Origin of the sequence: Sulfoacidibacillus ferrooxidans, assembly GCF_022606465.1 — a bacterium.
Lineage (GTDB): Bacteria > Bacillota > Bacilli > Alicyclobacillales > SLC66 > Sulfoacidibacillus > Sulfoacidibacillus ferrooxidans.
The window spans coordinates 823,397-847,200 of sequence record NZ_JALBUF010000001.1; the positions used below are offsets into that span (position 1 = coordinate 823,397).

A 23,804-nucleotide genomic window follows, 5' to 3' on the forward strand; every position below is an offset into this window, starting at 1 on the left:
AAAGAGACAGTACGGAGAAAGAGGGATGGTCATGGATTGGTATTTAATTGGGGAAGTTGTCACAGTCCCACTCGCCTTTGCTATTGGGCGTTATTCTAGACGGTATCGATTTATTCGCGTCAAACGGCGCTATCGCCAAGATATCGGCGAATTCATTCGAGGTCGCTAATTCCTTTTTCTGTTGCAAAAAGTAATGCAACAAAATCTCGCTCGTTTAGAATCGTCAACGGCAGTTCAGGATTTGCGCGGATCAACTCTTGGGCCTTACTAAGTTTTGATCCTGCGCTTTCTCCTGCCACGACGTAATCCGTTTTACGACTAACCGTTCCCGTTACCTTTCCACCTCGCTCTTCAACCAACGCCTGTGCTTGCTGGCGAGAAAATTCCAAGAATGTCCCTGTTAATACAATAGTCTTCCCAAAAAAGATATGCCGGTTCACGTCAACCTGGTTTACTTGTAGATCTGTGTCAAACCGTAGTCCATACGACCGTAACCGCTCAAGCCGCTCCATATTCTCCGAGTTTGTGAAGTATAAAACAATACTCTCTGCCATCTTAGGCCCAATATCAGGAATATCTTGCAATTCTTCTTTTGTTACTGTAACCAATCGGTCTAACGTTCTAAAGTGCCTCGCCAATGTTTGTGCAGCCTTTTCCCCAACAAGTCGAATCCCTAATCCAAATAATAAACGTTCAAACGGCTGTTGGCGACTCCTATCGATTGCCTGTAAAAGATTTGTTGCAGATTTTTCACCCATTCGTTCCACACGCAACAACTGTTCTTTTGAAAGACCGTAGAAGTCGGCTACATCTTGGACAAGATCTGCTTTTACAAGTGCCTCTACCATCATGACACCTAATCCATCAATATTCATCGCTCCACGCGATGCAAAGTGGATCAAGGCCTCCATCCGCTTTGCTTTGCAGTTTGGATTGACGCAACGAAGTACAACTTCACCCTGCGCACGTACAAGTGGCATATGACATGCAGGGCAAATCGTAGGCATAAGATAAGGTTCTTCACTACCGGTTCTACTCTCAACCACAACACGCACAATTTCAGGAATAATGTCGCCAGCTTTTTGTACGACAACGACATCGCCAATACGAACGTCTTTCTCGCGAATAAAATCTTCGTTGTGCAGTGTTGCACGACTCACTGTTGTTCCGGCCAATAATACAGGATCGATCACAGCAGTAGGCGTTACCGCCCCTGTTCGCCCAACACTCAGTTCAATATCCTTTACGCGGCTTTCCGCCTGTTGCGCAGTGAACTTATAGGCGATGGCAAAACGCGGGCTCTTTGCCGTAAAACCTAGGCGCTGCTGCATATCAAATGAATCGACTTTTATGACCACACCGTCGATATCGTATGGTAATGTTTCGCGAATTTCTTGCGCATGTTGAATATACTCAAAAACCTCCGCCATGGAGGTGCATCGCTGGTAATGTGGATTGATCGGTAGCCCCCACATCTTCATCTGTTCTAGTGCTTCCAGTTGAGTCGATGCATTTCCAGCAGTTGTTACAAGTGTATACGCAAAAAATGCAAGCCTGCGCGCAGCGGTCACCGTCGTATCAAGTTGTCGCAAAGACCCTGCAGCGGCATTGCGAGGATTTGCAAAAAGTGGTTCAGACGTCAGTGCACGCTCTTTATTTAAGCGAATAAACTCAGCGCGTGGCAAGTAGGACTCTCCACGTACGACGATATTTTTAGGCTCAGTCAACCGCTGTGGTAAAACCTCAATCGTCCGCAAATTGAGCGTGATATCCTCCCCAGTCACGCCATCCCCGCGCGTGGCACCGCGAATAAATACACCTTGTTCATACTCTAACGACGTAGCAAGACCATCAATTTTAAATTCGCATACGTAAGAAACGTTATCACCTACCACTTGCTTGACGCGCGTTTCAAAATCTAAAAGATCTCCCTCTGAAAATGCATTGGATAAAGACATCATCGGAGTCTGATGAACAACCTTCCCAAACCCTTCAATGACTTCTCCCCCGACGCGCTGAGTAGGTGAATCCTCCAAACGGTACTCCGGATACTGTTCTTCTAATTGTGTGAGTTCATGCAATAATCGATCGTACAAAACATCTTCGATCAGTGGTTGATCGAGTACATGATAATGATAATCATACTCTTTTAGTTTTTTACGAAGATCTTCCATATGACGGCGTATATCGGTCATGACTCAGCACTCACCTTCACAATCGGTGCATATTTTACCATCAATTTTTTCGCTCCAATAGGTGCTGGAAATTCAATGGTGAGTTCTAACCCTTCCCCAGAACCTGAATTCTCAAGAATCACACCTTCTCCCCATTTGCGATGCATAACAAAGTCACCCACGTCCCACTGAACAGACAAATCGCCTCCAAAATTTTTAGGCACCTGTTCCATAGCACTCCCTACTCGTGTGGTACGCAGAGCAGATGATTTTGTAGCTCCCCTATCATCCATAACATCGCCAGGGATTTCCTTCAAAAATCTTGATGGCGGATTCGACTTTGTCTGTCCAAACAGCATCCGCATGTTCGCACACGTCATGTATAACTCTTTACGTGCCCGCGTAATGCCGACATAACATAGACGGCGTTCTTCCTCTAATTCTTGTTCATCCATCGCGGAACGAGCGTGAGGAAAAATCCCCTCTTCTAACCCCACAAGAAAAACAATAGGGAACTCTAAACCCTTTGCACTATGCAATGTCATCAAAGTGAGTCCATCACCTGTGCCACCTTCTTGATCTGCATCTGCAATGAGTGCCACGTCTGTCAGAAATCCAATTAGTCCACCTGTGGGATTGCGTTGCTCATACTCTTTGGTCACTGACAGGAATTCTTCCACGTTTTCGAGTCGAGCCTGTCCTTCGATCGTATGATCTGCCTTTAGCATCTCACGGTATCCACTTCGCTCTAACAGTTCTTCTGTCAATTCTGTAACTGTCAAATACTCTTGCTGTGCAGCAAGCTGCCTTACAAGAGATCCGAATCCTTCAACAGCACTCACAAACCGACCAGCAATACCGAGCATATCCATCTGCGAAGTAATTGCAAAAAGAGTACTTTCCTGTTTAGCCGCCAGTTCGACCATGCGTGCAATCGTGGTATCACCAATGCCACGCCTGGGGACATTAACTACTCGCACAAACGCAAGATCATCTGCTGGATTAGCAATCAATCGCAAATAGCCAAGTAAATCTTTAATTTCTTTGCGCTCGTAGAACTTAATCCCACCAAATACGCGATAGGGCACACCAGATTTTAAACACATTTCTTCAATTGCACGCGACTGTGCATTGGTTCTGTACAATACGGCAACATCGCTATAGGTAAGTTGCCCTGCCTGTTTACGTCGATGAACTTCATCGACAATAAACCGCGCCTCATCGCGCTCATCCATCGCCCGATAAACATGCAGTTGTTCACCATCATCATTAGATGTCCATAGTGTCTTCTTTGGCCGCTGTGCATTATGTTCAATCACGCCATTTGCCGCGAGTAATATTCTCTTCGTAGAGCGATAATTTTGTTCTAATTTAATGACTTTTGCATCAGGATAATCCGTTTCAAACGATAAAATATTGCCAATATCTGCTCCCCGCCATTTGTAAATCGATTGATCTGAATCTCCAACAACACACAAATTGCGGTAACGATCGGCCAAAAGTCTTATCAAACGATATTGGCTATGATTAGTATCCTGATACTCATCCACGTGGATATATTGAAACTTTGCCTGATAATAATCTAATACTGCTGGGAACTGTTCAAATAATTGCACCGTGTTCATGATCAAATCATCAAAGTCTAACGAATTTTGGGCACGCAATTTCCTCTGATAGGCCTTGTACACTTCTGCCACAACCTCTTCCATCACAGTACCTGCACGTATCCGAGCAGTATGTGGTTCGATGAGGAGATTTTTTAGCCCACTAATAGCTGCTGCGAGAGAACGGGGTTCGAACTTTTTGGGGTCATAATTTAACTCTTCACAACAACGTTTCACCGCAGATAACTGATCACCAGAATCGAGAATAGTAAATTGCCCTGTATAACCAAGTTTATCGATCTCACGACGCAAAATCCGCACACACATCGAGTGAAATGTAGATACCCACATTTCCTGTGCTTGCGGACCCACTAATTGTGACACGCGTTCGCGCATCTCCTTTGCCGCTTTATTGGTAAATGTTAACGCCAGAATACTCCACGGCGCCACATGTTCTTGCTGTAACAAATAAGCAATGCGTCTCGTAAGTACACTTGTTTTGCCACTACCTGCGCCAGCCACGATCAATAAGGGACCTCTTGTACACGTCACTGCTTCTTGTTGTGGTTCATTTAAACCACTCAGCAAAGTCTCTACATCATTTGCATGGAATTCCATCGCTAAGATCACCTTTTTTATGTCATTCAATGCCTTATTACAACCATCAAAAGAAGACGCATATCACTCCATGGATTGTTGTAGAAGTACGATCGTATCCATACACGAAGAAATCCCATACTCCACCACTTTGCAAGCTATGCCAAGCGGAGTCTCCCACCACTGTTCTGGAATAGCCGGCATCTTAACCATGGGTGATGTAAATAACGTCCGATAAATTACGTCTAAATAATGCGATTGTAACTGCCGATCTGATTCGTCGCCACCATCTCGTGCAACACGAAACACAAACTGCATCGCCTGCCACAAATGATCGCCAGGAATGTGGTGGAATTCTTTAAACAAAGCCAAGCGTTCTGCTGTTTTTTCTTCATCTAACGTAGCCTCAAGCCCCAGTGCTGCAAGTAAATCTCTCACTTTTCGCTCCATACTAACGATCACTCGCATACGCTCTTGTTTCATCACATCATCAGACAGTGCCTCACGCAAGATCTCATATGCTTCTGTTTCAGTCACGACACACATCATCCTCTCGCAAGACGTAGCCTGCATAAATCCGTTGTGCTTTTGCCGTAGCGTCTTGTACATTCTCTCCAACTGCAATGATATGCCCAAGCTTGCGACCCACACGAGCCTCCTGTTTGCCATAGAAAAAAACATTTTGCTCTTCTTTATCGTGTGGATCAACAAATCCAACATGCTGATAGATAGGATGACTAGTTGATTGTTGTAAAAAAAGATCACCCAACAGATTAATCATTGCAGCTGGTTTTGTCGTCACATCTCCAAGTTCTAACCCTGTAATAGCTCGTATTAATTGTTCGAATTGACTTGTCACTGTAGACAACTGTGTGTGGTGACCGGAATTGTGCGGTCTTGGTGCTAATTCATTCACAAGTACTCGTCCGTCTTTCGTATAAAACATCTCAATTGTCAAAAGTCCTATCAAATGCAGTGAATGCGCAATGAAAATGGCAATTTGCTCTGCTCTACTTTGAATTTCTACAGGTAACTGTGACGGAACAGATGACTGATGTAAAATATGATTCTGATGTTCGTTGTCAATAACCGGGAATGCAGCCATCCCATGAGCCTCAGAGCCTGCGACGATAACAGACATTTCGAGAGGGTTATCTAGCCATTCTTCCAGTACGCAAGGAACCCTGCCTAAAAACTCCCACGCTTCTATTGCCTCATCTGGCCTTGTGATTTTCCTTTGCCCTTTTCCATCATATCCTTGCTCGACTGTCTTTAGGACGGCAGGTACCCCTACTTGATCCACAGCAGATGCAATATCCTCATGTGTATGGACGAAGGCAATACGTGGCATTGTAATGCCTTGGTCGCGCAAGAAAAGCCGCTCTCGTTCTCTATGTTGCGCAATCCATAAAATATCTGGATTAGGATATACTTTTGCAAACTGTGCTACATAGGATACGGCATCCATAGGTAGTAACTCCGTATCAAACGTAATAACGGAAACAGACTCTGCAAACTGTTGGAGCTGCTCGTAGTCTGTCAGATCCCCAACCCATGTTCGATCAGCCACAAATGTAGCTGGTTCCTGCGCGTGATTAGCATAAACATGCATGTCAAAGCCAAGTGCTCGTCCTGCTTCACACGTCATTTGAGCGAGTTGGCCTGCACCTAGAATACCAATAGCCATCTTCTCTTTAGTCATGAAACCCCAACTTTCTTAGGTATGAAATATAGTTGGTAATGCATCTTGCAATACACTATTTGTCTGCTCTTGTCGAAAATCCTGTAATTGATCCATCCACGCCTCATTGCCCAGTCCTAAAATAGATAAAGTAAGCAATGCAGCATTTTTTGCTCCTGCCACGCCTATCGCCACAGTCGCTACTGGCACTCCAGCTGGCATCTGCACAATCGATAGCAAAGAATCGAGTCCTTGTAATGCTTTTGATTGTATTGGCACTCCAATCACCGGAATGGTCGTCATCGAAGCCACCATCCCCGGTAAGTGCGCCGCACCACCTGCACCTGCAATGATTACCTGCAATCCTCGTTCACGCGCAGTTTTGGCATAATCATATAGTCGCTCTGGCGTACGATGCGCTGAAACAATCTGCGCTTCATACGGTACTTGAAAGCGATCGAGCAATTCAGTTGCAGCACGCATGGTCTCATAATCCGATTTGCTTCCCATAATGACACCGACTACTATCCGATCTTCATGTTTCATCTTGAACTATTCACCTCGTAGTGATCCTACCCTACACCAAGCCTCACTGAGTATGATCTCTTATTATCATTCACTATACATGACGTTCCTCATGAACGCGAGAGCATGTAACGTTGAACATCGAGCAATACTTTCTACAGTTTCTTGTGTGGCTATCGAGGAAATAAAAAAGGAAAAGGGAGGCAACTATCTTGCCATCCCTTTTCCCATAAACCCATACGATTTCCTTCTACAATGCTTCAATACATCTTCTTGGTAGGAATGACAGGATTCGAACCTGCGGCCTCACGGTCCCGAACCGTGCGCTCTACCAAGCTGAGCTACATTCCTTTAACATCAGACAATATACCATTTTTATCGCACATTCGTCAAACGCATACAGTCGCCTATGGTATAGCGTATGATAGATCTAGTTAGTCTATAGAGGATGTTCACTTGATTTCTTATACCACATTAGGAGAAGATAAAGCATAGAAGAAAGAGGAGGATACTTAGCGATGAAACATTACGATCTCGTGTTATTTGACTTTGACGGTACACTTTATGACTCCGAAGATCACTTCAATACCTATGTTGATATGATCTGCACCCATCTAGACAAATCGCAGGCAGAGCAATTGCGCAATAATTACACACATACACGAGAAGGTCAAGGCACTCTTCACGTGGGAGAATGGTACGATCCCACCACCAAAACTTCAAAACCATTTGATGGCAGTAAACCTACTGATGTTAAGTACTACTTAGGAGACTATTGGTGGATCGTTCATACACTCGGACACACGCTCGGCGCCACAGATCAACAACTGGCTGATAGCTTCCTTCGCACGCGCGAATACATGATGACCCACACCGATGAAATTCGACTTGTATTAGGTCTAAAGGAATGGTTGCAAACTGCACATGAAAAGAAAGATCCAATCACGATCCTCGCTACAAATAGTCCAGAAGTCGATAGTGTATCGATTTTAAAACAATTGGAAGTTCATTCTTACTTTTCAGAAGTTATTTGCAACTCTCGAAAACCGACTCACATGCGTGAAATTTTAGAACATGTCAGCACTACATACGATGTATCTCCAGAACGCATGCTTTGTGTCGGTGATCACTACTACAACGATATTGAACCTGCCGTTTTATTTGGTGCAGACACCTTATTTATCAATCGCCATCATGTATCTCACCCACGCAAATCTACTTATGAAGTCAGTACAAGTGAAGCACTAATTGTGCAATTAAATCAAATTCACTCCTCTTAAGCTACGTGGATTCGGCCAATTAACCAGATATGCTATGCGACTTCAAAGGTGGCAATAGCTGATAAGTAACAGTCACTGAACTAACGATAGCATCTGTACCCACATCATCACTTGGCATGACTTGAACGCCGCCGATTACGTTTGAGGCGGCGTCTAATTCTTGCTGTGAATTGGCAGTAGCATGAACGAATGTGCGCATGTTTACCACCGCACCTACTCTCTCATCTGCCTCCTGTGCTAATTGTTGAGCTTGTTCTCTTGCATCTGCAAAAGCTTCATGAAGCATGTGAGATTGCAGGGATTGAGTTGGGATGGCTACCTGTTGTACATGATCCTCAAAAGTAAGTGTGGGAGAAAGAGGAGTGGTCCATTGATCTGCGACAGTTAGTGCTTGTAAACATTCTTGCATCGTGGCTGTAGTGATCGATATTTGAAGTGAGGCGTTATACAGATGATTTTGTTGCGACCATATCGTTAAGCTATGCAGTCGAATGGCACTTTGGGCGATGTGGTGCTGCACCCAAGCCGAATCAATTACCTTAGCAACCTTTTCAAGTTGTTGCGCTAGCTGTGCAATAGAAGATCGTTGTTCATTGATACTAATCGTCAAGCGTTCATTTGAAACAGGGAGATACTCTCGTGCTAGCCCAGTGACCGTCACTGTGCGATCCGTTCCCTGCATCGCTTTTTTCTCCGTTGCAACTTTAGCATGTGCGGCGCTCATGCCAACCATCCCTACGACTAGAGTCGTAAGCACGATGGTTGCAAATAACGTCCATGGCCACACTTTATTTCTTGTTAACACAGAAAAACGCCCCCCTATTCCATAAGGTCACTGTCATGTGCCAGAGGCAATCACAATCATCTCTGTTGGAATAGACGACGTTGTAGTAAAAAAGTTTCAGCGTTTTAACCGATCAAGTACAAGATTATAGCCATCTGATCCATAATTCAAACATCTTTTCACACGACTAATCGTTGCAGTGCTTGCTCCAGTCTCTCCCTCAATATGGCTATAGGTCATCCTTTGTCTCAACATCCGCGCAACTTCCATACGTTGAGCGAGAGATTGAACTTCACCTACAGTGCAGAGATCATCAAAAAAGTGATAACACTCCTCTACCGTCTCCAACTGTAAAATCGCTTCAAATAATTGATCGACGAGATGATCACGCAATTTGTCTAATTGCACTCGACTGACCCCCTTTACTATGATCGCTACGTGATTTTATGATTGCATTTCATGTTGGCACTGCGCACAATAACCCAATACCTCAAAGCGATGTTGTAACACGTGAAATCCATCAGGAACCGTTAGCTCTGGCATCGGACAATGTTCAATAACCATGGTCCTTCCACAGTGAATACAAATATAATGATGATGATGCCCTGTTTGACATACGATGCGATACTTCGTCTCGTTATCTTCAAATCGCGACTCTTCAATCATACCTTCGTCCCGCAGGGTTTTTAAATTGCGATAGACTGTTTCATAGCTCATCGTTGGATATTTTTCTTTCATATATTCAATGAGTTCACGCGCGCTAATATACCGATTATGAAGCAATAGAAAATCAAGGATTTCCTTGCGTTTCCCTGTCAATCGGTACCCCCGATCTTTCAGTTCATGCATGTATTCCTCTGTTCTCATGGATACCACCTCAACTCCATTGTAGTCTGCCATGATCATAAGTTGCAAATCAATCTATTTGGAACCTTATGGTGTTTGTTCACAGGGAAAAGGATCATGATCCGTTCTCCTATTTCCCTGCTTATTGAAATAATAAGTTATTCTCCAAGTTTATTGTATCATGTCAATACAGTGTCAATAATTCAGGAGACTCAATCCATTTCTTGACTTCATTCATAAAGCGCACACCTTTTGCACCATCAATTACACGATGATCGAAGGACATGGACATCGTCATCATGTCCCGAATCACAATGTGTCCATCGCGAACAACAGCTCGCTGCTCCATTTTATGCATCCCCAAAATAGCCACCTCAGGATAATTCAAAATAGGAGTCGCATACGTTCCACCGATTGCTCCCACATTGGTAATGGTAAATGTACTACCCTTTAGCTCATTGGCTGAAGATTTTCGAGTGCGGGCGCGGTCAATGAGCCCGTTTAGATCACTTTGCATGCGAGAAAGTGTCAATCCCTCAGGCTTTTTGAGAACCGGGACGAGTAGCCCATCATCTGTATCGACTGCCACTCCAATATGCGGCTCTTTATAAATCACTAATTCCTGTTTTTCCTCATCCATATGTGCGTTACATTCAGGGAAAGCCTTAAGTGCAGCAATGACTGCCTTAATGAAAAATGGTAAGTATGTCAATCTCGCCTGAGGATCTACCTTTCGCATTTGGACAAGCAATCGCTTGCGCAATGCGACTAGCTCAGTCACATCGCAATCGTCAAATGCACTGACGTGAGGAGCCGTGAATGCGGCCTTTACCATGTGATCTGCAATGGCTCTACGCAATCCACGCAATGGTACACGTAAAACATCGGGAGTACTCTCTGGCGATTCATGTGTTTGTTGCTCGGTTAGTATGTTTTGCTCTAGCACACGATCCGCTGCATGGACATCAGCTACATGAGGGGTAGTTTGCGCGTGTTGTACATCTTGTCTTGTAATTCTACCCTTTGGCCCAGTTCCAACGATCAGCGTCAAATCCACCCCATGTTGACGCGCATATTTGCGCGTAGCTGGGGCAGCTAATACTCGACTAGCATTTCCATTGGACGATTCAAGTGCGGCCGTTCCATGTTTGTCATTGGCTATCGCTTCATCATAATCTGCCTGTCCACTTGGCAATGCCTGCGATTTGACTTCAACCACCTGGGTCTTACTTGTCCCTGCCTCATAGCGTACCAACATATCGCCTACGTGCACGATCATGCCCACGTCACCACAACGCTCCACAATCTTCCCTTGATGAGGAGATGATAGTTCCACAATTGCTTTATCCGTCTGTACCTCAAGTAAAGGTTGAAAAGCTTCCACTTGATCTCCAACGTCTACCAGCCATCTTACAATCTCTGCCTCATGTATGCCTTCGCCAACATCTGACAAGCAAAAGGTATCACTCATCCTGGATGTCCCCCGCTCTATAGCCTTGCGCCGATTTCATACTGTATCGCCTGCATAATGCCTTCCATCACGCGCAATGCATCCGGCATATACGCATCTTCTAAAGCAAATAAAGGGTAAGGTGTATCATATCCAGTCACCCTCACAACAGGTGCCATCAAAGCATCCAGTGCAAGATCGTTTATAGTAGCCACAATTTCCGCTCCAAAACCCGCATTTCTAGGTGCTTCATGGAGAACCACAGCCCTCCCTGTCTTGATGACACTCGCTGCAATTGCCTCTCGATCAAGTGGTGATAATGTCCGCAAATCAATCACTTCTATGGAGAGTCCGTGTTGTTTACTCACCAGCTCCGCTCCTTGCATCGCAACTGGAACCATAGCCCCCCATGCAAATAACGAACAGTCTGTCCCACTTTGCACAATCCTTGCTTTGCCAATCGGCACCGTGTAATACTCTTCCGGAACCTCCTCGCGAAAAGAGCGATAGATCCGCATCGGCTCAAAAAATAACACGGGATCTGGATCTGCAATAGCTGCTAAAAGTAACCCTTTTGCATCGTACGGTGTAGAAGGTACAACCACTTTAAGACCAGGAACGTGAGCAAAGATAACTTCTGGACTGTCACAATGCAGTTCTGGTGCTCTGATTCCTCCACCATATGGTGCGCGAACAACAAGTGGTGCAGTAAAGCGACCTTGTGAACGCATGCGTATTCGCGAGACATGAGAAACCAATTGTTCATAAGCAGGATAAATAAACGCTAAAAACTGAATCTCCGCAATGGGAATCATCCCATTGACAGCAAGTCCAACGGAAGCACCGATAATCGCTGATTCAGCAAGAGGTGTATCCATGACTCGCGCTTCGCCAAACTCATCCTGCAGTCCTTCCGTAGCACGAAAAACGCCACCATTCGTACCCACGTCTTCGCCAAGAATCATCACGCGTTCATCTTGTTGCAGGGCAATTCGCAAAGCATCTGTGATCGCTCCAACGATGGTCGTATTAGCCACGTCCATCCACTCCCTTTGTCTGTCGCAAAACAGCAGCTTTCTTTTGCATCGCTAATTCTTGTGGCATGTCTTGATAGACATGGTCAAATAACTGATCTAACGTTGCCGGGGGCTCACTTTGCATCTCAGCCATGGCGTCTGCAACAACTTGTTCTGCTCGTTTTTGAATGTCATGTGCCACAGCATCAGTAAGGAGTTTATGTTCATTCAACAGCTTTTCCAAGCGCGCAATCGGATCGCGCCCCTTCCACATTTCTACTTCACTTGCCTCACGATAACGACTAGCATCATCTGCTGTCGTATGAGAACCTATGCGATAAGTAACTGCCTCAACAAGAGTCGGTCCGTCACCACGTGCCGCTTTTTCCACAGCAGCACGCATCGCCAGATAGACTTCTACAACATCATTACCGTCAACCGTTACACCTTCCATCCCATATGCTGCTGCCTTTTGTGCAATTTGTTGTACCTTCATTTGCTTGCGAAGCGGGACACTGATCGCATATCCGTTGTTTTGACAAAAAAACACCATAGGTAACTCTGCTACAGAAGCAAAATTCATCGCTTCATGAAAATCCCCTTCAGACGTAGCTCCATCCCCAAAATAAGACACAGCAATCTGGTCCACTTTACGCAACTTAGCAGCAAGTGCCGCTCCTGTTGCGTGGGGAATTTGCGTTGCAATAGGCACTGAAACGGGAAACAAATTGACACCATCCGGTGGGATACATCCATCGTAACGCCCATTCCAATATAATAAAATGCGCTTTAATGGCATCCCATGAATATATGCCACACCGTGTTCTCGATACGATGGGAAGATGAAATCCTGTGGTCGAAGTGCAAGTGCGCTACCAACTTGAGCTGCCTCTTGTCCCTCAAGAGGTGCATAAGTACCAAGACGCCCCTGCCGTTGCAAAGCAACTGCGCGTCGATCCATGTGCCGTATCGTCCACATAAGTTCATACATGTGCAAAAGCACATCCACTGGCACTTGCAATTCTTTTTGTGATGGCGCAACGGAATCGATGCTCATCTCATACACCTCCGGCACTCTACTAACACCCTTTGTATTGTGGGGAGCGTTTATCTAAAAACGCTTGAACCCCTTCTTTAAAGTCTTCCGATTCAGAAGCAAGTTGTTGATACAGTGCTTCTCGCTCTAGCGCATCTGTTAGTGCACCTGTAGCACCTTCATACATCGCACGCTTTGTAAGACCTAGCGCAACTGTCGGACCTGCTGCAAGACGTAGGGCAAATGCCTCCGTCTCTTCATCAAGTGCATCCACTGGTACAACCTTACTCACAAGTCCAAGTGCAAGTGCCTGATCTGCATTCACAGATCCACCTAACATAGAAAATTCTAACGCCCGTGCAACTCCGATAATCCTCGGCAGATAGTAGCTTGCACCACTATCTGGCGCAAGACCAATGCCGCTAAACCCATACACAAAACGAGCATTAGCCGCCGCTATACGCAAATCTGCAGCCAATGCTAAGCTCATACCAGCACCTGCTGCCACGCCACCCACGCTTGCAATAATGGGCTTTGGTAAATCTCGCATCGCTTGAATGAGTGGATTGTACATTTCCCGCACGATATCCCGAATCCTACCTGCTCTTTCATCTAGTGCAACAGACAAGTCTTGTCCAGAGCAAAATCCCCTACCTCTACCGCGAATCACTACAACGCGAATCTGTATGTCAGTCATCGCGCGTCGTATGCCTTCTGTCAGACCATTTGCCAAATCGCGATTAAATGCATTTAATACCTCAGGGCGATTGAGCCATAAGGTCAGAACACCATCTTTATACTCCTGAATAACGACCGAATCCAACATACATCCTCCTCTATGCCTCTATTACCTCTGCAAAATGAAAGGTCGCAAGACCTGATGCAAAAGATTGTAATTGTGCACCTGCAGCTTTTGACTCAGGGGATTTCAATGCGAAAAGAAGTGCATCGCGATCTGCAAAATACACTTCAGCCATCACGTAATATTCTGTTTGACCACCACGAAGATCAAAAAAACGAGAAATTTCACTGCGCACAATCCCTGGTGTCATTGCATTTAACTCCAAATGTTCGCCAAAATACTTTTCATCAAATAATTCGCTGTTCTCCGGTTGTTTATAAAGTACCACCATCTTAACCATCGAGATGCCTCCCTTTATCTGGACAAATATAGCACACAAATGAAAGCGGTTACGCCATCGCATAAACCGCTACTTTCATCTTTGCAATTTGTATATTACACTAGAATTGTGGAAATACAATGGAATTGTATATAGTTCATGCAGACACCAGAGCAAAAAGGGGTCGCCATCAAGTTATTGATCAGTCGGCCATAGTTCATTCACTGTCGTCTCTAACGCACGCGCAACGCGTGACAGTTTTTCGATATGGGAGCCACGGATACCCGACTCTATAGCATAGATATAACTAGCGGAGACCTGTGCTTTTATTGCAAGCTCTTGCACAGATAGTCCTAACTTTAACCGACGTTCGCGCACACGTACTCCCAAAGCCTCTTTCATGTATGCACCCTCCCTATTTCCTCTATTGTATAACATATTTATTCTATAGAGAAATACAAGGATGTGAGATTCTTGGAAAACTCATCAATTCAGTTACGCTGCTACGCATCTGATGACTGTTCATATCTGGTTGATCGATGTTGCATATACCATGCCCATGAACAAACAGATACCTGGCGACGCAGAGAATGGCCTTTTGCCTCTATGATTGCCGCTCATGAACAATGGATGGCTCTTTCTCTTCAATCTATAGATGATCAAACACCTTGTGCATATAGCATCATTGATACATCAACACACGGGGATACAGTGGTTGGTATGATTGCTGTGACACACTATGACGAACATCTACACTGCGGGTTACTAGGAACCTACATTACGCCCGATCGGCGGGGAGAAGGCATTCAAAAATTGGCAAAAGAATGCCTTTTTCAACTCCTCCCTTCTTCCGTCCACATGCTTTATGCGATCATCGCAGTTCATAATCAAGCTTCCTTACATGCGATGGCTAAGCTCACATCAAAACGTCTGCTTTCTGCTGACGAAATCCGCTCATTACCATTATGGATCACCTTAGAATTATGGAAAGCGGGCGAAACAGCTCATGTGTTTCACATTGACCTCGCCCAATACCGTGGCACACAGTAACTGTATGTTAACCTCTTATCACCTGTACATTGGCGATGTATCAGATAGAGCAGAATTGAGCAGAAGACGATCTATTCATGTATAATTCAGTTCAAGATAGCGATACGCTAGATAAGCATTTAATCAGGAGGAACATATGGCAAAAGAAAAAGATTTCGTGAAAGATATCACTTCTCAAAGTGAGGATTTCTCCCGTTGGTATATTGATACAATCACAAAAGCTGATTTAATGGACTACTCCCCCGTTCGTGGATGTATCGTTTTTAAACCAGATGGTTATGAGTTGTGGGAAGCCGTTGTTCGTGAATTAGATCGCAGATTTAAGGAAACTGGCCACCGCAACGCTTATTTCCCACTCTTTATTCCAGAAAGTTTCTTTGAGAAGGAAAAAGAGCATGTCAAAGGATTTAATCCAGAGTTGCCGTGGGTTACAGAAGTTGGCGATGAGAAACTCGAAGAGCGATTAGCCGTGCGCCCTACATCTGAAACAATGATCGGTTATATGTATAGCCAGTGGATTCAATCCTATCGTGACTTACCATTACTCATCAATCAGTGGGCTAATGTCGTGCGCTGGGAAAAACGCACTCTCCCTTTTATCCGCACCAGTGAGTTTTTATGGCAAGAAGGACACACTGCGCATGCAACTCCAGAAGAAGCAGAGCAGGAGACGCGTCAGATGTTAGATGTCTATACGGACTTTGTCGAAAATGAGCTGAGCATTCCTATCTTGCGCGGCAAAAAAACACCTTCTGAAAAGTTCCCTGGTGCCGTTGCTACATACTCTATCGAAGCCATGATGAAAGATGGAAAAGCCCTTCAAGCAGGCACATCCCATTATCTTGGCGATAAGTTTGCCCGCGCTTTCGATATCAAGTTTCTAGATCGCGATAATGAACGAAAGTTTGTGTATACAACCTCTTGGGGCATGACCACACGCATCATTGGCGCTTTGATTATGGTGCATGGCGATGATCGCGGTCTACAAATCCCACCGCGCATCGCACCAACGCAAGTCATCATGATTCCCATCGGACCTGCGAAAACACGTGAGCGCGTACTAGCTGCGTCAGATGATGTTTTTGCACAGCTAAAGCAAGCTGGTATACGGGTGCGCGTCGATGATCGCGAGGATTTGAGTCCAGGTTGGAAGTTCAATGAATACGAGATGCGTGGTATTCCTGTGCGCCTAGAACTAGGCCCACGTGATCTAGATGCAGAGCAAGCTGTCCTTGTTCGCCGTGATACCGGTGAAAAAGAAACAGTTGCATTGTCAGCGCTCACCGAACGCATACAAACACTGCTCACGGAGATTCAGCAATCGATGTTTGATCGGGCATTGGCATTTCGCACAGAACATTCCCATCCGGTTACAAGCCTTGACCAACTACATGACGTAGTGCGCAATCAACATGGTTTTGCCCTAGCTGGGTGGTGTGGTGAAGATGCCTGTGAAGCCAAAGTGAAAGAAGAGACAGGTGCCACAAGCCGAAATATTCCATTTGACCCACCACAGCAAATGACACATTGTGTGGCCTGCGGGAAAGAGTCTGCACATACTGTTTGGTTTGCCAGAGCCTATTAATCTTCACGCCGTTCACACTGAGTAACCTATCATTGTCATGAACCCTTCGCCTATAGATGCGAAGGGTTCTTTTTAATCTATCCATCCGTCATTGCATTCACATATGGATATGCTCTTTACACATTTGTATAATACGGAGTACAATGAGAAAAATATCTCATCGGATGGAGTGCCGCTATGATCCGGGTTACACGATTTAATGGAGCCAAGATTCGCGAATTACGCAGGATACGTGGATGGTCACTAGAGGAACTATCACAACGATCTGGTCTTTCCATTAGCCATTTGTCTGCTCTCGAAACGGGAAACCGCAAGAGCCCTTCAGTGGATTTAGTCTATGACTTAGCAGAAGCGCTGCATGTGTCGATGTACTATTTTATCAACCAAGATACCACAACACAGATGAATATTGACATGTTTACATATCCTACAGAGACAAAGGCAACACCTAGTGACGAGTTCACTAGAAACTCGTCACTACCTACTGCTGATGAACACATGCTTCACTGGACTCGTACTCTGCGTCCAGAAACGCTGTCTTTTATGCTCCATGAAGAAGCAGAATCCTATCTTACCTTTGCACACGACTTATATGAACACAGGCATTCAAGTGCACAACTGGTGCAACTCATGAATGAATTTATCCAAAAAGCAAATCAATCCCAGATACAAGAAAAGGAAGATAGTGATTCTACGAACTCATCTACTTCACCTTTGTAAGCAATTCCTCAAGTTCATCCACAAGCTGTCCAAAGATGGTTAGTGCTTGTGTGACAACCTGTGGATCCGTCATATCAAGACCGGCTTCATTGAGAACAGCTAGTGGGTAATCTTTCGATCCACTACGCAAGAAACCCAAGTATTTTTGTGCAGCAGATTCTCCTTGTTTGCGAATACGATCTGCAAACACCAGTGCCGCACTCATCCCCGTCGCATACTGATATACATAGAATGCGCGATAAAAATGTGGAATACGCGACCATTCTGCAGTAGAACGCTCATCCTCCGCATACGCTGATCCATGATAAAATGTATTGAGCGTAGAGTACATTTCTGACAAGGAGTCATGCGTTAACGCTTGCCCTTCTTCTACTACGCGATGTGCATTTTGCTCAAACTCCGCAAACATAGTTTGTCGATAGATCGTTGCACCTAAATTATCTAACTGCTGATTGATCAACGTCGCGCGGGCAAGCGGATCCTTTGTCATATCTAACAGATGATTGACAAGCAAAGTCTCATTGACTGTGCTTGCGATTTCGGCAAGAAAAATCGAGTAATGCGAGTACTGTGGAAGCTGTGTTTTGCCTGCCAGATACGTATGCGCACTATGTCCTAATTCATGCGCCAACGTCGACACACTATTATAGTTTCCCTGATAATTGAGTAAGACATATGGACGCGTTGCGTAAAACCCTGTTGAATACGCTCCACTGCGTTTTCCCGGAGTCTCAAATACATCAATCCAACGATCATCTACTGCTTTCTTTAAAATTTCCTGGTATTCATCACCAAGTGCCCGCAATCCCTCTTGCACAAGTGAAAATCCCTGTTCAAATGAATACTCATCGAAACTCGACTCTGCCAGTGGCACATATTTATCGTAGAGTCGCACGTGATCAAGTGAGAGTACCTTCCTACGCAACTCTATGTATCGATGCTGATGCCCAATATTATCGCGAACCCCTTTGATCAAGGCGTCATACACTGTGGTAGGAATGTGATTTGAAAAAAGCGCCATTTCCCTTGCAGTTGAAAATTTCCTCACGCGAGCCATGCGAACATCAGCCTTAACACTGTTCGCATACAATGATCCAATGGCATTTTTATGGTGCAAATAGGTGTCGTACACGTGCTCATAGGCAAGTTTGCGCACAGTCCGATGAGTATCTCGCAACAACAATCCAAGGCGTCCTTCTGTTACTATGTATTCTTTCCCATCAACTGTAAATGCTCCATGCTGAAAATCCGCATTTGTGAGCTGGCTAAATACTTGACCCGATGAACCTAGCACATCGTGTAGAGATGCGAGCGCTTCTTCTGTCTCATCAGACAACACATGTGGTTTATTGCGAATCAAATTATCTAATACATGCTGATAATCCCGAAGTTTCTCATCATGTACATATCCATCTAGTTGATCCACAGGTAGACTTAGTAGTTCTGGTTCAAAAAAGCTATCTTTTTGTGCAAATTCTGCCCCAAGCATCTGAATACGGCTTTGCATCGCTTGATAAAAAGAGGTGCGCGTGTCTTGATCCGCCAAGATATGAGCATAAATTTGTAGCTTCCCTAACCTCTCACCAAGCGACTCTGCAGTCTGGAAATACTGCAATAATCTTTCAGGCCCTTCATGCAAATGCCCACGATACGATGCAAATGGATCTTCCTCCACGCTTTTTCGAATCGCCTTATATTCCTCTTCCCATGCGTCATTCGTTTCAAATAACGCCTCCGTAGCCCACTTATATTGCGTCTCGATCTGATCTCTTTCGCGTAAATCATCCATCGTGATACCTCCTCAACATCTCCTGGTGATCACTTCCTATTTTACACGATCCAACTGACAATATTGCATCTGATTCCATAAAAAATCCGACCCGCTTTTCTACAAGAAGATCACAAGAGGTATACTATACTGGCGATTGAATCATAGACCAAGCATTCATTGATGACACAAATTACACGTAAGGAGTCCCAACCATGTCTGCATCACGTATTGTTTGCTTAGCCGCGGAAATCCCTGAAATTTTATTCCATCTTGGCGCACTAGATCAAGTAGTAGGTATCTCCGCATACACGACACGGCCACAAGAAGTACTTGATCGCCCAAAAGTTAGCGGTTTTCAGCACGGTAGTGTTGACCGCATCTTGGCCACGCGACCAGATGTCGTCATTCTCACCTCCGATGTACAAAAGCCACTTGCCGCGGCGTTACAGGAGCGTGGTGTTGATATTGTGCACTTCTTCCCGCATCGTTTAGATGATGTGTTCAAAGAAATTTTAACGCTTGGAGATCTTCTCGAAAAACCTTCACAAGCTGAACAACTCAATGAACGATTACAGAATCAAATCAATGACATCGCGGCATCAGCATCCAGCTTTGCCCATCGTCCGACTGTGTATTTTGAAGAGTGGATGGATCCCCTCCTATGTGGAACAGGATGGGTTAGTGATCTCATTGACATTGCCGGTGGAAAAGATGTATTTCGCGAACGCTCTATTCATGGTAAAAAATCAGCACAACGCGTAGTTTTACCAGAAGAGGTAATCGCCCATGCACCCGAGGTCATCCTTGCCTCATGGTGTGGTAAACCATTTAAGTATGATGAATTTTCTTCGCGACTTGGATTTAGCGATCTACCTGCCGTTCGCAACCATCAAGTATTTGAAATGGATAGCTCCATTTTACAATGTGGCCCTATGCTCATCGATAGCCTACGTCAATTACATCAGTTACTGCGAGATGCTGCAGTAACCTCGTAACTTCCTTCATACTTTTTATCGGGCTATTGTTTACCAAAAAGAGGTTGTTTAAAAAGAAGATGACTGCATGCAGGTTATGTGAATACCATCATGCAGTCATCGTTTAGCTGAAGTGTGCTATTCTTAGCACACTTCGACTCATTCTATACCCAATTGCCATTTCTAAAGACTGCTATCCATTCTCCACTCGCTGTCTGCCCATCAATATCGAGATCCTTCGAACCAATCATAAAATCAACATGTTCGACACTTTGATTGACACCATGACGTGCCAGTTCTGCCTCATCCATCTCTGTCCCGTTTTTTATACAGACAGGATAAGCAGAACCAATAGCTACATGGCAAGCTGCATTTTCATCAAACAACGTATTGAAAAAGAGCGTGTTCAAATTCGAGATGGGCGAATCATGTGGCACCAACGCCACTTCACCAAGATAATGTGATCCCTCATCCGTATCTACCAATCCCTTAATCGCTTCATAACCCTGCTTTGCAGAAAAATCGATAATCCGACCTTTTTCAAATGTAACAGATAGTTCCTCGACCAAAACCCCATTGTAATGAAGCGGCATCGTACTTCGAACAGTCCCATTGACACCATCGCGTTTTGGCATCGTGAATACCTCTTCTGTGGGCATATTGGGAACAAACATAACCCCTTGATCATTGGTCGATTCAGCGCTAATCCAGATATGTCCTTCTGGAAATTCAATCGTCAGATCCGTACCAGGTGCTTGATAATGCAATTTGCGAAAGTTGTGTTCATTTAAAAAAGCTGCGCGTTTTTGCAATGCTTGAATGTGTTGTTTCCATGCGGCAACAGGATCTTCGAGGTCAACGCGCGTCGTCTTAAAAATATACTCCCACAGCTTATCAATCTGTTGTTCCGGAGTCATCTGTGGGAAAACTTTTGCCGCCCATGCTTTTGTTGGAATCGATACGATAAGCCAACTAATGCGCATATTTTGAATATACTCACGCATTTTTGCAAGTGCAGTCAACCGAGTTTTTTGATTCGTTGCTACACGTTTTGGATCAGCCTCTTGCAATAAATCCGGATCACTTGCATAAACGGATAAAAAGGCCGCTCCTTCCTCAACTAGTTGATCTGCTTGTTGAACCCTCCACTTAGGGAACTCGGTAAATGCTTCCTCTGGTGCATGCAGATACTTTAGTAATTCAAGTTGCTCATCGTGCCATTCTACATAAACATGCTTTGCACCTACTTCATACGCCTGTTTTGTCACGGAGCGTACATAGTCGACTGCCTCTAGTGGTGCATTGACAAATAACGTCTGACCTTTTTGTATATTCAATCCAATTTGCACCGTAATTTCTGCATACTTCATTAATTGTTCATCAAACTGTTCCAAACCCGCTCCCCCTATATGTAGCGACTACGTGTCGATAGAAAGCTGATCCAATCCACACGCAGTCAGCTGAGAAATGTTTATTGATCGGTATCTAACGCTTATCCCCCATAAAAGAGACCTGTCTCTTTTAATGTCAATGGCTCTCCAGTTTTATGTACACCTGCATCAACCACTTCACCAACAAAGATGATATGATCTCCTCGTTCCACTACGTCGACTACCTTGCATTCAAACCAAGAAAGGGAGGCTGTGAGAATAGGACTTCCTGTTGTAGATGTATAAAACTCTACATCGCCAAACTTATTGCCAACACGCGAGACAGGCTTAAAAAAGGAAAATGCCAGATCCTTTTGCCCAGCCTCAAGTACATTCACTGAAAACACGCCGCTCTCGCGAATCCCGCCACAAGAAACGGTGTCATTTTTCACCCCAATGACAACAAGCGGTGGAGTAAATGACGCCTGCGTTACCCAATTTCCTGTAAACGCATTCACTTCATCTCCTACTTTAGTACCGATCACATACAGACCATATGTGATCCCGCGTAGTGCAGTTTTCTTCGCTTGATCATCCACGTCGCGATGTACCCCCTTCTCCTGATATCAACCAATAAGGATGCCTGCAAAATAGCGGACACCCTTATCATAGCCAATCCCCCCAAAAATTTCACCTAGTTTCCGTAATCTTGTCCTGCAATCGCTTTGATCACTTTCCATACGCTACTTGAAGGATCCTGCAGTGGTAGATTGCCCACTGTCACAGTTGTCCATCTGCCCATGATTTGCGTGTCCTTGACTACGATTTTTTTACCATGCGAAGTGTAAAAGTCCATTGTCGCTACTTGATCATCAGTAACCATCACTCCCGCAGTAGCCAAACCGCCACCACTCGTGATGCCTAAGGGTACAATCTCTTGCAACGCATTGACTGCATGAACGAGTCGAGCAATGACCGCTTGATTGGTGATCAAATGCTGCCATATGACATCGTTCGTTGGCCTCTCATGATCAATCGTCATCTTTACTTGAGTGATATCTGTAGGAAGATAAGAAGACTGCGGCCGTGCTGGCAAGACTACATCGGTAACATGATATTCAACAAGTGTTTTACCACCTGCAAGAGACATGAAATCCATATTCACCTGAAGCTGTTGATTGTACACGGCATGCGTGGGCTGAAAGGACATCGTATCGATGTGGAGTCCTGTTTTAAGATTGTCCATTTGCCCATTCCCTGAATCTGAATATCCAGCATGCTTCAATGCGCTAAGATAACCTTGTTCAATGTCTGCCAAATTGCCATTCACAATATAGGTCGCATGTCCCGTCTGCACAAAATCCTCCATTGGGATGGAACCTCCGCCCATAGGAAACCGGCGTGTGGTTGCCACTGCATGACTTGGCAAAGGAAGAACTACTGTTACAGGAGCAGCAGGGGCAATCGGTGCAACGGGGATACCTAGTTCATTAGCTGTGTCATTTTGTAAATGTATAGCCACTGAATGATCAAAATGCCCAATTGCCTGTATGTCTTTAGCAGCATTAGGCAACTGTCCGTTGATCCTCCAAACACGCCCATTCCACCGTGACTGAAGATGTAAAACACGAAATGCCTGCATCACATAATAAATGGGAATGCGGACTTGAAAACTCTCCTCTTGTGCTTGACTTTGTACCTGCACAGGACCATATTCGACTGTCTCCGCATTGATCACCACGCTAAATTGCCCTTTGTGTAGAGGATGAACTGGAACGTCCACAGTTGGTGACATATAGCCCAGTGGCATCATCAAAATCAGTTGTCCCGCCACCCATTCAGACCGAATACCCATGTTTAAAAGTACAGATTGTATAGCGTTTACAGTAACCCAACTGGTCATCTTGCCTGTGTAGGGATCTTTGGCAATAAGATGAGGAAATGAAGAAACTTTTTTACCATTTATCAATAGATCTGTTGCTATTTCTTCATGTGCAGACAACACCTGCTGTGCATTCCCATCTGTTGCAGCAAATGCTGGCGCACCCATGCCTAACATCAATAAACTGCTCACCACAAGTGTAGATAGGCTGTTGGTTACCTTCATATATATCTCTCTCCCTTCTCTATCTGCATCATCTTGCAATCGTTCTCAGTTCAAGTTAACGATCTATACATACTTTGACGTCCATTATTTCATAAGGTTACATGATCACGGAT

General features: G+C 44.7%; 24 protein-coding genes and 1 tRNA gene. 6 read left to right on the forward strand and 19 right to left on the reverse strand.

Annotated elements, in window-relative coordinates:
• Nucleotides 1-31 precede the first annotated feature (31 nt).
• Complete coding sequence (locus MM817_RS04035) at nt 32-169, forward strand: hypothetical protein (protein ID WP_241712140.1); 138 nt, start codon at nt 32-34, stop codon at nt 167-169.
• Here MM817_RS04035 and ligA read toward each other — a convergent pair.
• The 6 genes from ligA to MM817_RS04065 all read right to left on the reverse strand — a co-directional run bounded on the left by ligA (nt 153) and on the right by MM817_RS04065 (nt 6,932).
• Nucleotides 153-2,195: an NAD-dependent DNA ligase LigA gene (gene ligA / locus MM817_RS04040; RefSeq protein ID WP_241712141.1), complete on the reverse strand. Its 2,043-nt coding sequence runs from the start codon at nt 2,193-2,195 to the stop codon at nt 153-155. The two genes, MM817_RS04035 and ligA, sit on opposite strands and share 17 nt — an antisense overlap.
• The gene (gene pcrA, locus MM817_RS04045; protein WP_241712142.1) at nt 2,192-4,396 is read right to left on the reverse strand and encodes a DNA helicase PcrA; all 2,205 of its coding nucleotides are present in this window, start codon (nt 4,394-4,396) and stop codon (nt 2,192-2,194) included. The genes ligA and pcrA overlap by 4 nt, the downstream gene beginning before the upstream one ends.
• A gap of 63 nt (nt 4,397-4,459) precedes the next feature.
• On the reverse strand, nt 4,460-4,912 hold the full coding sequence (locus tag MM817_RS04050; RefSeq protein WP_241712143.1) for a hypothetical protein: 453 nt from the start codon (nt 4,910-4,912) through the stop codon (nt 4,460-4,462).
• A complete protein-coding gene (locus tag MM817_RS04055; protein WP_241712144.1) occupies nt 4,905-6,077 on the reverse strand; it encodes a 5-(carboxyamino)imidazole ribonucleotide synthase in 1,173 nt (390 codons plus the stop codon). The genes MM817_RS04050 and MM817_RS04055 overlap by 8 nt, the downstream gene beginning before the upstream one ends.
• 15 nt (nt 6,078-6,092) lie before the next feature.
• Nucleotides 6,093-6,602, reverse strand: a complete 510-nt coding sequence (gene purE, locus MM817_RS04060; protein WP_241712145.1) for a 5-(carboxyamino)imidazole ribonucleotide mutase — start codon at nt 6,600-6,602, stop codon at nt 6,093-6,095.
• Nucleotides 6,603-6,855: 253 nt separating this feature from the next.
• A tRNA-Pro gene (locus MM817_RS04065) sits at nt 6,856-6,932 on the reverse strand.
• Between the two features lie 167 nt (nt 6,933-7,099).
• Here MM817_RS04065 and MM817_RS04070 point away from each other — a divergent pair.
• The gene (locus MM817_RS04070; protein ID WP_241712146.1) at nt 7,100-7,861 is read left to right on the forward strand and encodes an HAD family hydrolase; all 762 of its coding nucleotides are present in this window, start codon (nt 7,100-7,102) and stop codon (nt 7,859-7,861) included.
• 19 nt (nt 7,862-7,880) lie between these two features.
• Here MM817_RS04070 and MM817_RS04075 read toward each other — a convergent pair whose 3' ends face one another.
• The 9 genes from MM817_RS04075 to MM817_RS04115 all read right to left on the reverse strand — a co-directional run bounded on the left by MM817_RS04075 (nt 7,881) and on the right by MM817_RS04115 (nt 14,516).
• Complete coding sequence (locus tag MM817_RS04075) at nt 7,881-8,666, reverse strand: SIMPL domain-containing protein (RefSeq protein ID WP_241712147.1); 786 nt, start codon at nt 8,664-8,666, stop codon at nt 7,881-7,883.
• 96 nt (nt 8,667-8,762) lie between these two features.
• The gene (locus MM817_RS04080; RefSeq protein WP_241712148.1) at nt 8,763-9,053 is read right to left on the reverse strand and encodes a YerC/YecD family TrpR-related protein; all 291 of its coding nucleotides are present in this window, start codon (nt 9,051-9,053) and stop codon (nt 8,763-8,765) included.
• Nucleotides 9,054-9,089: 36 nt separating this feature from the next.
• Nucleotides 9,090-9,512 carry a Fur family transcriptional regulator gene (locus tag MM817_RS04085; RefSeq protein WP_241712149.1) on the reverse strand — a complete coding sequence of 141 codons (423 nt, stop codon included), beginning with the start codon at nt 9,510-9,512 and terminating at the stop codon, nt 9,090-9,092.
• 163 nt (nt 9,513-9,675) lie between these two features.
• On the reverse strand, nt 9,676-10,962 hold the full coding sequence (locus MM817_RS04090) for a dihydrolipoamide acetyltransferase family protein (protein ID WP_241712150.1): 1,287 nt from the start codon (nt 10,960-10,962) through the stop codon (nt 9,676-9,678).
• A 17-nt stretch (nt 10,963-10,979) separates the two neighbouring features.
• Nucleotides 10,980-11,984: an alpha-ketoacid dehydrogenase subunit beta gene (locus tag MM817_RS04095; RefSeq protein WP_419723359.1), complete on the reverse strand. Its 1,005-nt coding sequence runs from the start codon at nt 11,982-11,984 to the stop codon at nt 10,980-10,982.
• Nucleotides 11,971-13,014, reverse strand: a complete 1,044-nt coding sequence (gene pdhA, locus MM817_RS04100; protein WP_241712152.1) for a pyruvate dehydrogenase (acetyl-transferring) E1 component subunit alpha — start codon at nt 13,012-13,014, stop codon at nt 11,971-11,973. Before pdhA ends, MM817_RS04095 begins: the two co-directional genes overlap by 14 nt.
• Before the next feature lie 22 nt (nt 13,015-13,036).
• Nucleotides 13,037-13,816 (reverse strand): enoyl-CoA hydratase/isomerase family protein, encoded by a 780-nt coding sequence (locus tag MM817_RS04105; protein ID WP_241712153.1) that lies wholly within the window; start codon nt 13,814-13,816, stop codon nt 13,037-13,039.
• Nucleotides 13,817-13,829: 13 nt separating this feature from the next.
• On the reverse strand, nt 13,830-14,135 hold the full coding sequence (locus MM817_RS04110) for an EthD family reductase (protein ID WP_241712154.1): 306 nt from the start codon (nt 14,133-14,135) through the stop codon (nt 13,830-13,832).
• Between the two features lie 174 nt (nt 14,136-14,309).
• Nucleotides 14,310-14,516: a helix-turn-helix transcriptional regulator gene (locus MM817_RS04115; RefSeq protein WP_241712155.1), complete on the reverse strand. Its 207-nt coding sequence runs from the start codon at nt 14,514-14,516 to the stop codon at nt 14,310-14,312.
• Between the two features lie 72 nt (nt 14,517-14,588).
• On the opposite strand from MM817_RS04115, the gene MM817_RS04120 reads away from it, so the two are divergent.
• From MM817_RS04120 to MM817_RS04130, 3 genes are all read left to right on the forward strand, one after another.
• Complete coding sequence (locus MM817_RS04120) at nt 14,589-15,164, forward strand: GNAT family N-acetyltransferase (RefSeq protein WP_241712156.1); 576 nt, start codon at nt 14,589-14,591, stop codon at nt 15,162-15,164.
• 136 nt (nt 15,165-15,300) lie between these two features.
• Nucleotides 15,301-16,749: a proline--tRNA ligase gene (gene proS, locus MM817_RS04125; protein ID WP_241712157.1), complete on the forward strand. Its 1,449-nt coding sequence runs from the start codon at nt 15,301-15,303 to the stop codon at nt 16,747-16,749.
• A gap of 177 nt (nt 16,750-16,926) precedes the next feature.
• Nucleotides 16,927-17,469 (forward strand): helix-turn-helix domain-containing protein, encoded by a 543-nt coding sequence (locus tag MM817_RS04130; RefSeq protein WP_241712158.1) that lies wholly within the window; start codon nt 16,927-16,929, stop codon nt 17,467-17,469.
• Here MM817_RS04130 and pepF read toward each other — a convergent pair.
• Complete coding sequence (gene pepF / locus MM817_RS04135; protein ID WP_241712159.1) at nt 17,453-19,258, reverse strand: oligoendopeptidase F; 1,806 nt, start codon at nt 19,256-19,258, stop codon at nt 17,453-17,455. The two genes, MM817_RS04130 and pepF, sit on opposite strands and share 17 nt — an antisense overlap.
• 194 nt (nt 19,259-19,452) lie before the next feature.
• Between pepF and MM817_RS04140 the strand changes: the two genes are divergently transcribed.
• On the forward strand, nt 19,453-20,235 hold the full coding sequence (locus MM817_RS04140) for a cobalamin-binding protein (RefSeq protein WP_241712160.1): 783 nt from the start codon (nt 19,453-19,455) through the stop codon (nt 20,233-20,235).
• 143 nt (nt 20,236-20,378) lie between these two features.
• On the opposite strand, the gene MM817_RS04145 is transcribed toward MM817_RS04140, so the two are convergent.
• The 3 genes from MM817_RS04145 to MM817_RS04155 form a co-directional block, all read right to left on the reverse strand.
• Nucleotides 20,379-21,608 (reverse strand): aminopeptidase, encoded by a 1,230-nt coding sequence (locus MM817_RS04145; protein WP_272879621.1) that lies wholly within the window; start codon nt 21,606-21,608, stop codon nt 20,379-20,381.
• A 98-nt stretch (nt 21,609-21,706) separates the two neighbouring features.
• A complete protein-coding gene (locus MM817_RS04150; protein ID WP_241712161.1) occupies nt 21,707-22,183 on the reverse strand; it encodes a flavin reductase family protein in 477 nt (158 codons plus the stop codon).
• Between the two features lie 95 nt (nt 22,184-22,278).
• A complete protein-coding gene (locus MM817_RS04155) occupies nt 22,279-23,691 on the reverse strand; it encodes a hypothetical protein (RefSeq protein WP_241712162.1) in 1,413 nt (470 codons plus the stop codon).
• Between the last annotated feature and the right edge of the window lie 113 nt (nt 23,692-23,804).

Bases quoted from the DNA above. Each gene is read 5' to 3' on its own strand.
- MM817_RS04035 (WP_241712140.1), top strand. From the start codon at position 32: ATGGATTGGTATTTAATTGGGGAAGTTGTCACAGTCCCACTCGCCTTT.
- ligA (WP_241712141.1), bottom strand. From the start codon at position 2,195: ATGACCGATATACGCCGTCATATGGAAGATCTTCGTAAAAAACTAAAA.
- pcrA (WP_241712142.1), bottom strand. From the start codon at position 4,396: ATGGAATTCCATGCAAATGATGTAGAGACTTTGCTGAGTGGTTTAAAT.
- MM817_RS04055 (WP_241712144.1), bottom strand. From the start codon at position 6,077: ATGACTAAAGAGAAGATGGCTATTGGTATTCTAGGTGCAGGCCAACTC.
- purE (WP_241712145.1), bottom strand. From the start codon at position 6,602: ATGAAACATGAAGATCGGATAGTAGTCGGTGTCATTATGGGAAGCAAA.
- MM817_RS04070 (WP_241712146.1), top strand. From the start codon at position 7,100: ATGAAACATTACGATCTCGTGTTATTTGACTTTGACGGTACACTTTAT.
- MM817_RS04085 (WP_241712149.1), bottom strand. From the start codon at position 9,512: ATGAGAACAGAGGAATACATGCATGAACTGAAAGATCGGGGGTACCGA.
- MM817_RS04090 (WP_241712150.1), bottom strand. From the start codon at position 10,962: ATGAGTGATACCTTTTGCTTGTCAGATGTTGGCGAAGGCATACATGAG.
- MM817_RS04095 (WP_419723359.1), bottom strand. From the start codon at position 11,984: ATGGACGTGGCTAATACGACCATCGTTGGAGCGATCACAGATGCTTTG.
- pdhA (WP_241712152.1), bottom strand. From the start codon at position 13,014: ATGAGCATCGATTCCGTTGCGCCATCACAAAAAGAATTGCAAGTGCCA.
- MM817_RS04110 (WP_241712154.1), bottom strand. From the start codon at position 14,135: ATGGTTAAGATGGTGGTACTTTATAAACAACCGGAGAACAGCGAATTA.
- MM817_RS04115 (WP_241712155.1), bottom strand. From the start codon at position 14,516: ATGAAAGAGGCTTTGGGAGTACGTGTGCGCGAACGTCGGTTAAAGTTA.
- proS (WP_241712157.1), top strand. From the start codon at position 15,301: ATGGCAAAAGAAAAAGATTTCGTGAAAGATATCACTTCTCAAAGTGAG.
- MM817_RS04130 (WP_241712158.1), top strand. From the start codon at position 16,927: ATGATCCGGGTTACACGATTTAATGGAGCCAAGATTCGCGAATTACGC.
- pepF (WP_241712159.1), bottom strand. From the start codon at position 19,258: ATGGATGATTTACGCGAAAGAGATCAGATCGAGACGCAATATAAGTGG.
- MM817_RS04140 (WP_241712160.1), top strand. From the start codon at position 19,453: ATGTCTGCATCACGTATTGTTTGCTTAGCCGCGGAAATCCCTGAAATT.
- MM817_RS04155 (WP_241712162.1), bottom strand. From the start codon at position 23,691: ATGAAGGTAACCAACAGCCTATCTACACTTGTGGTGAGCAGTTTATTG.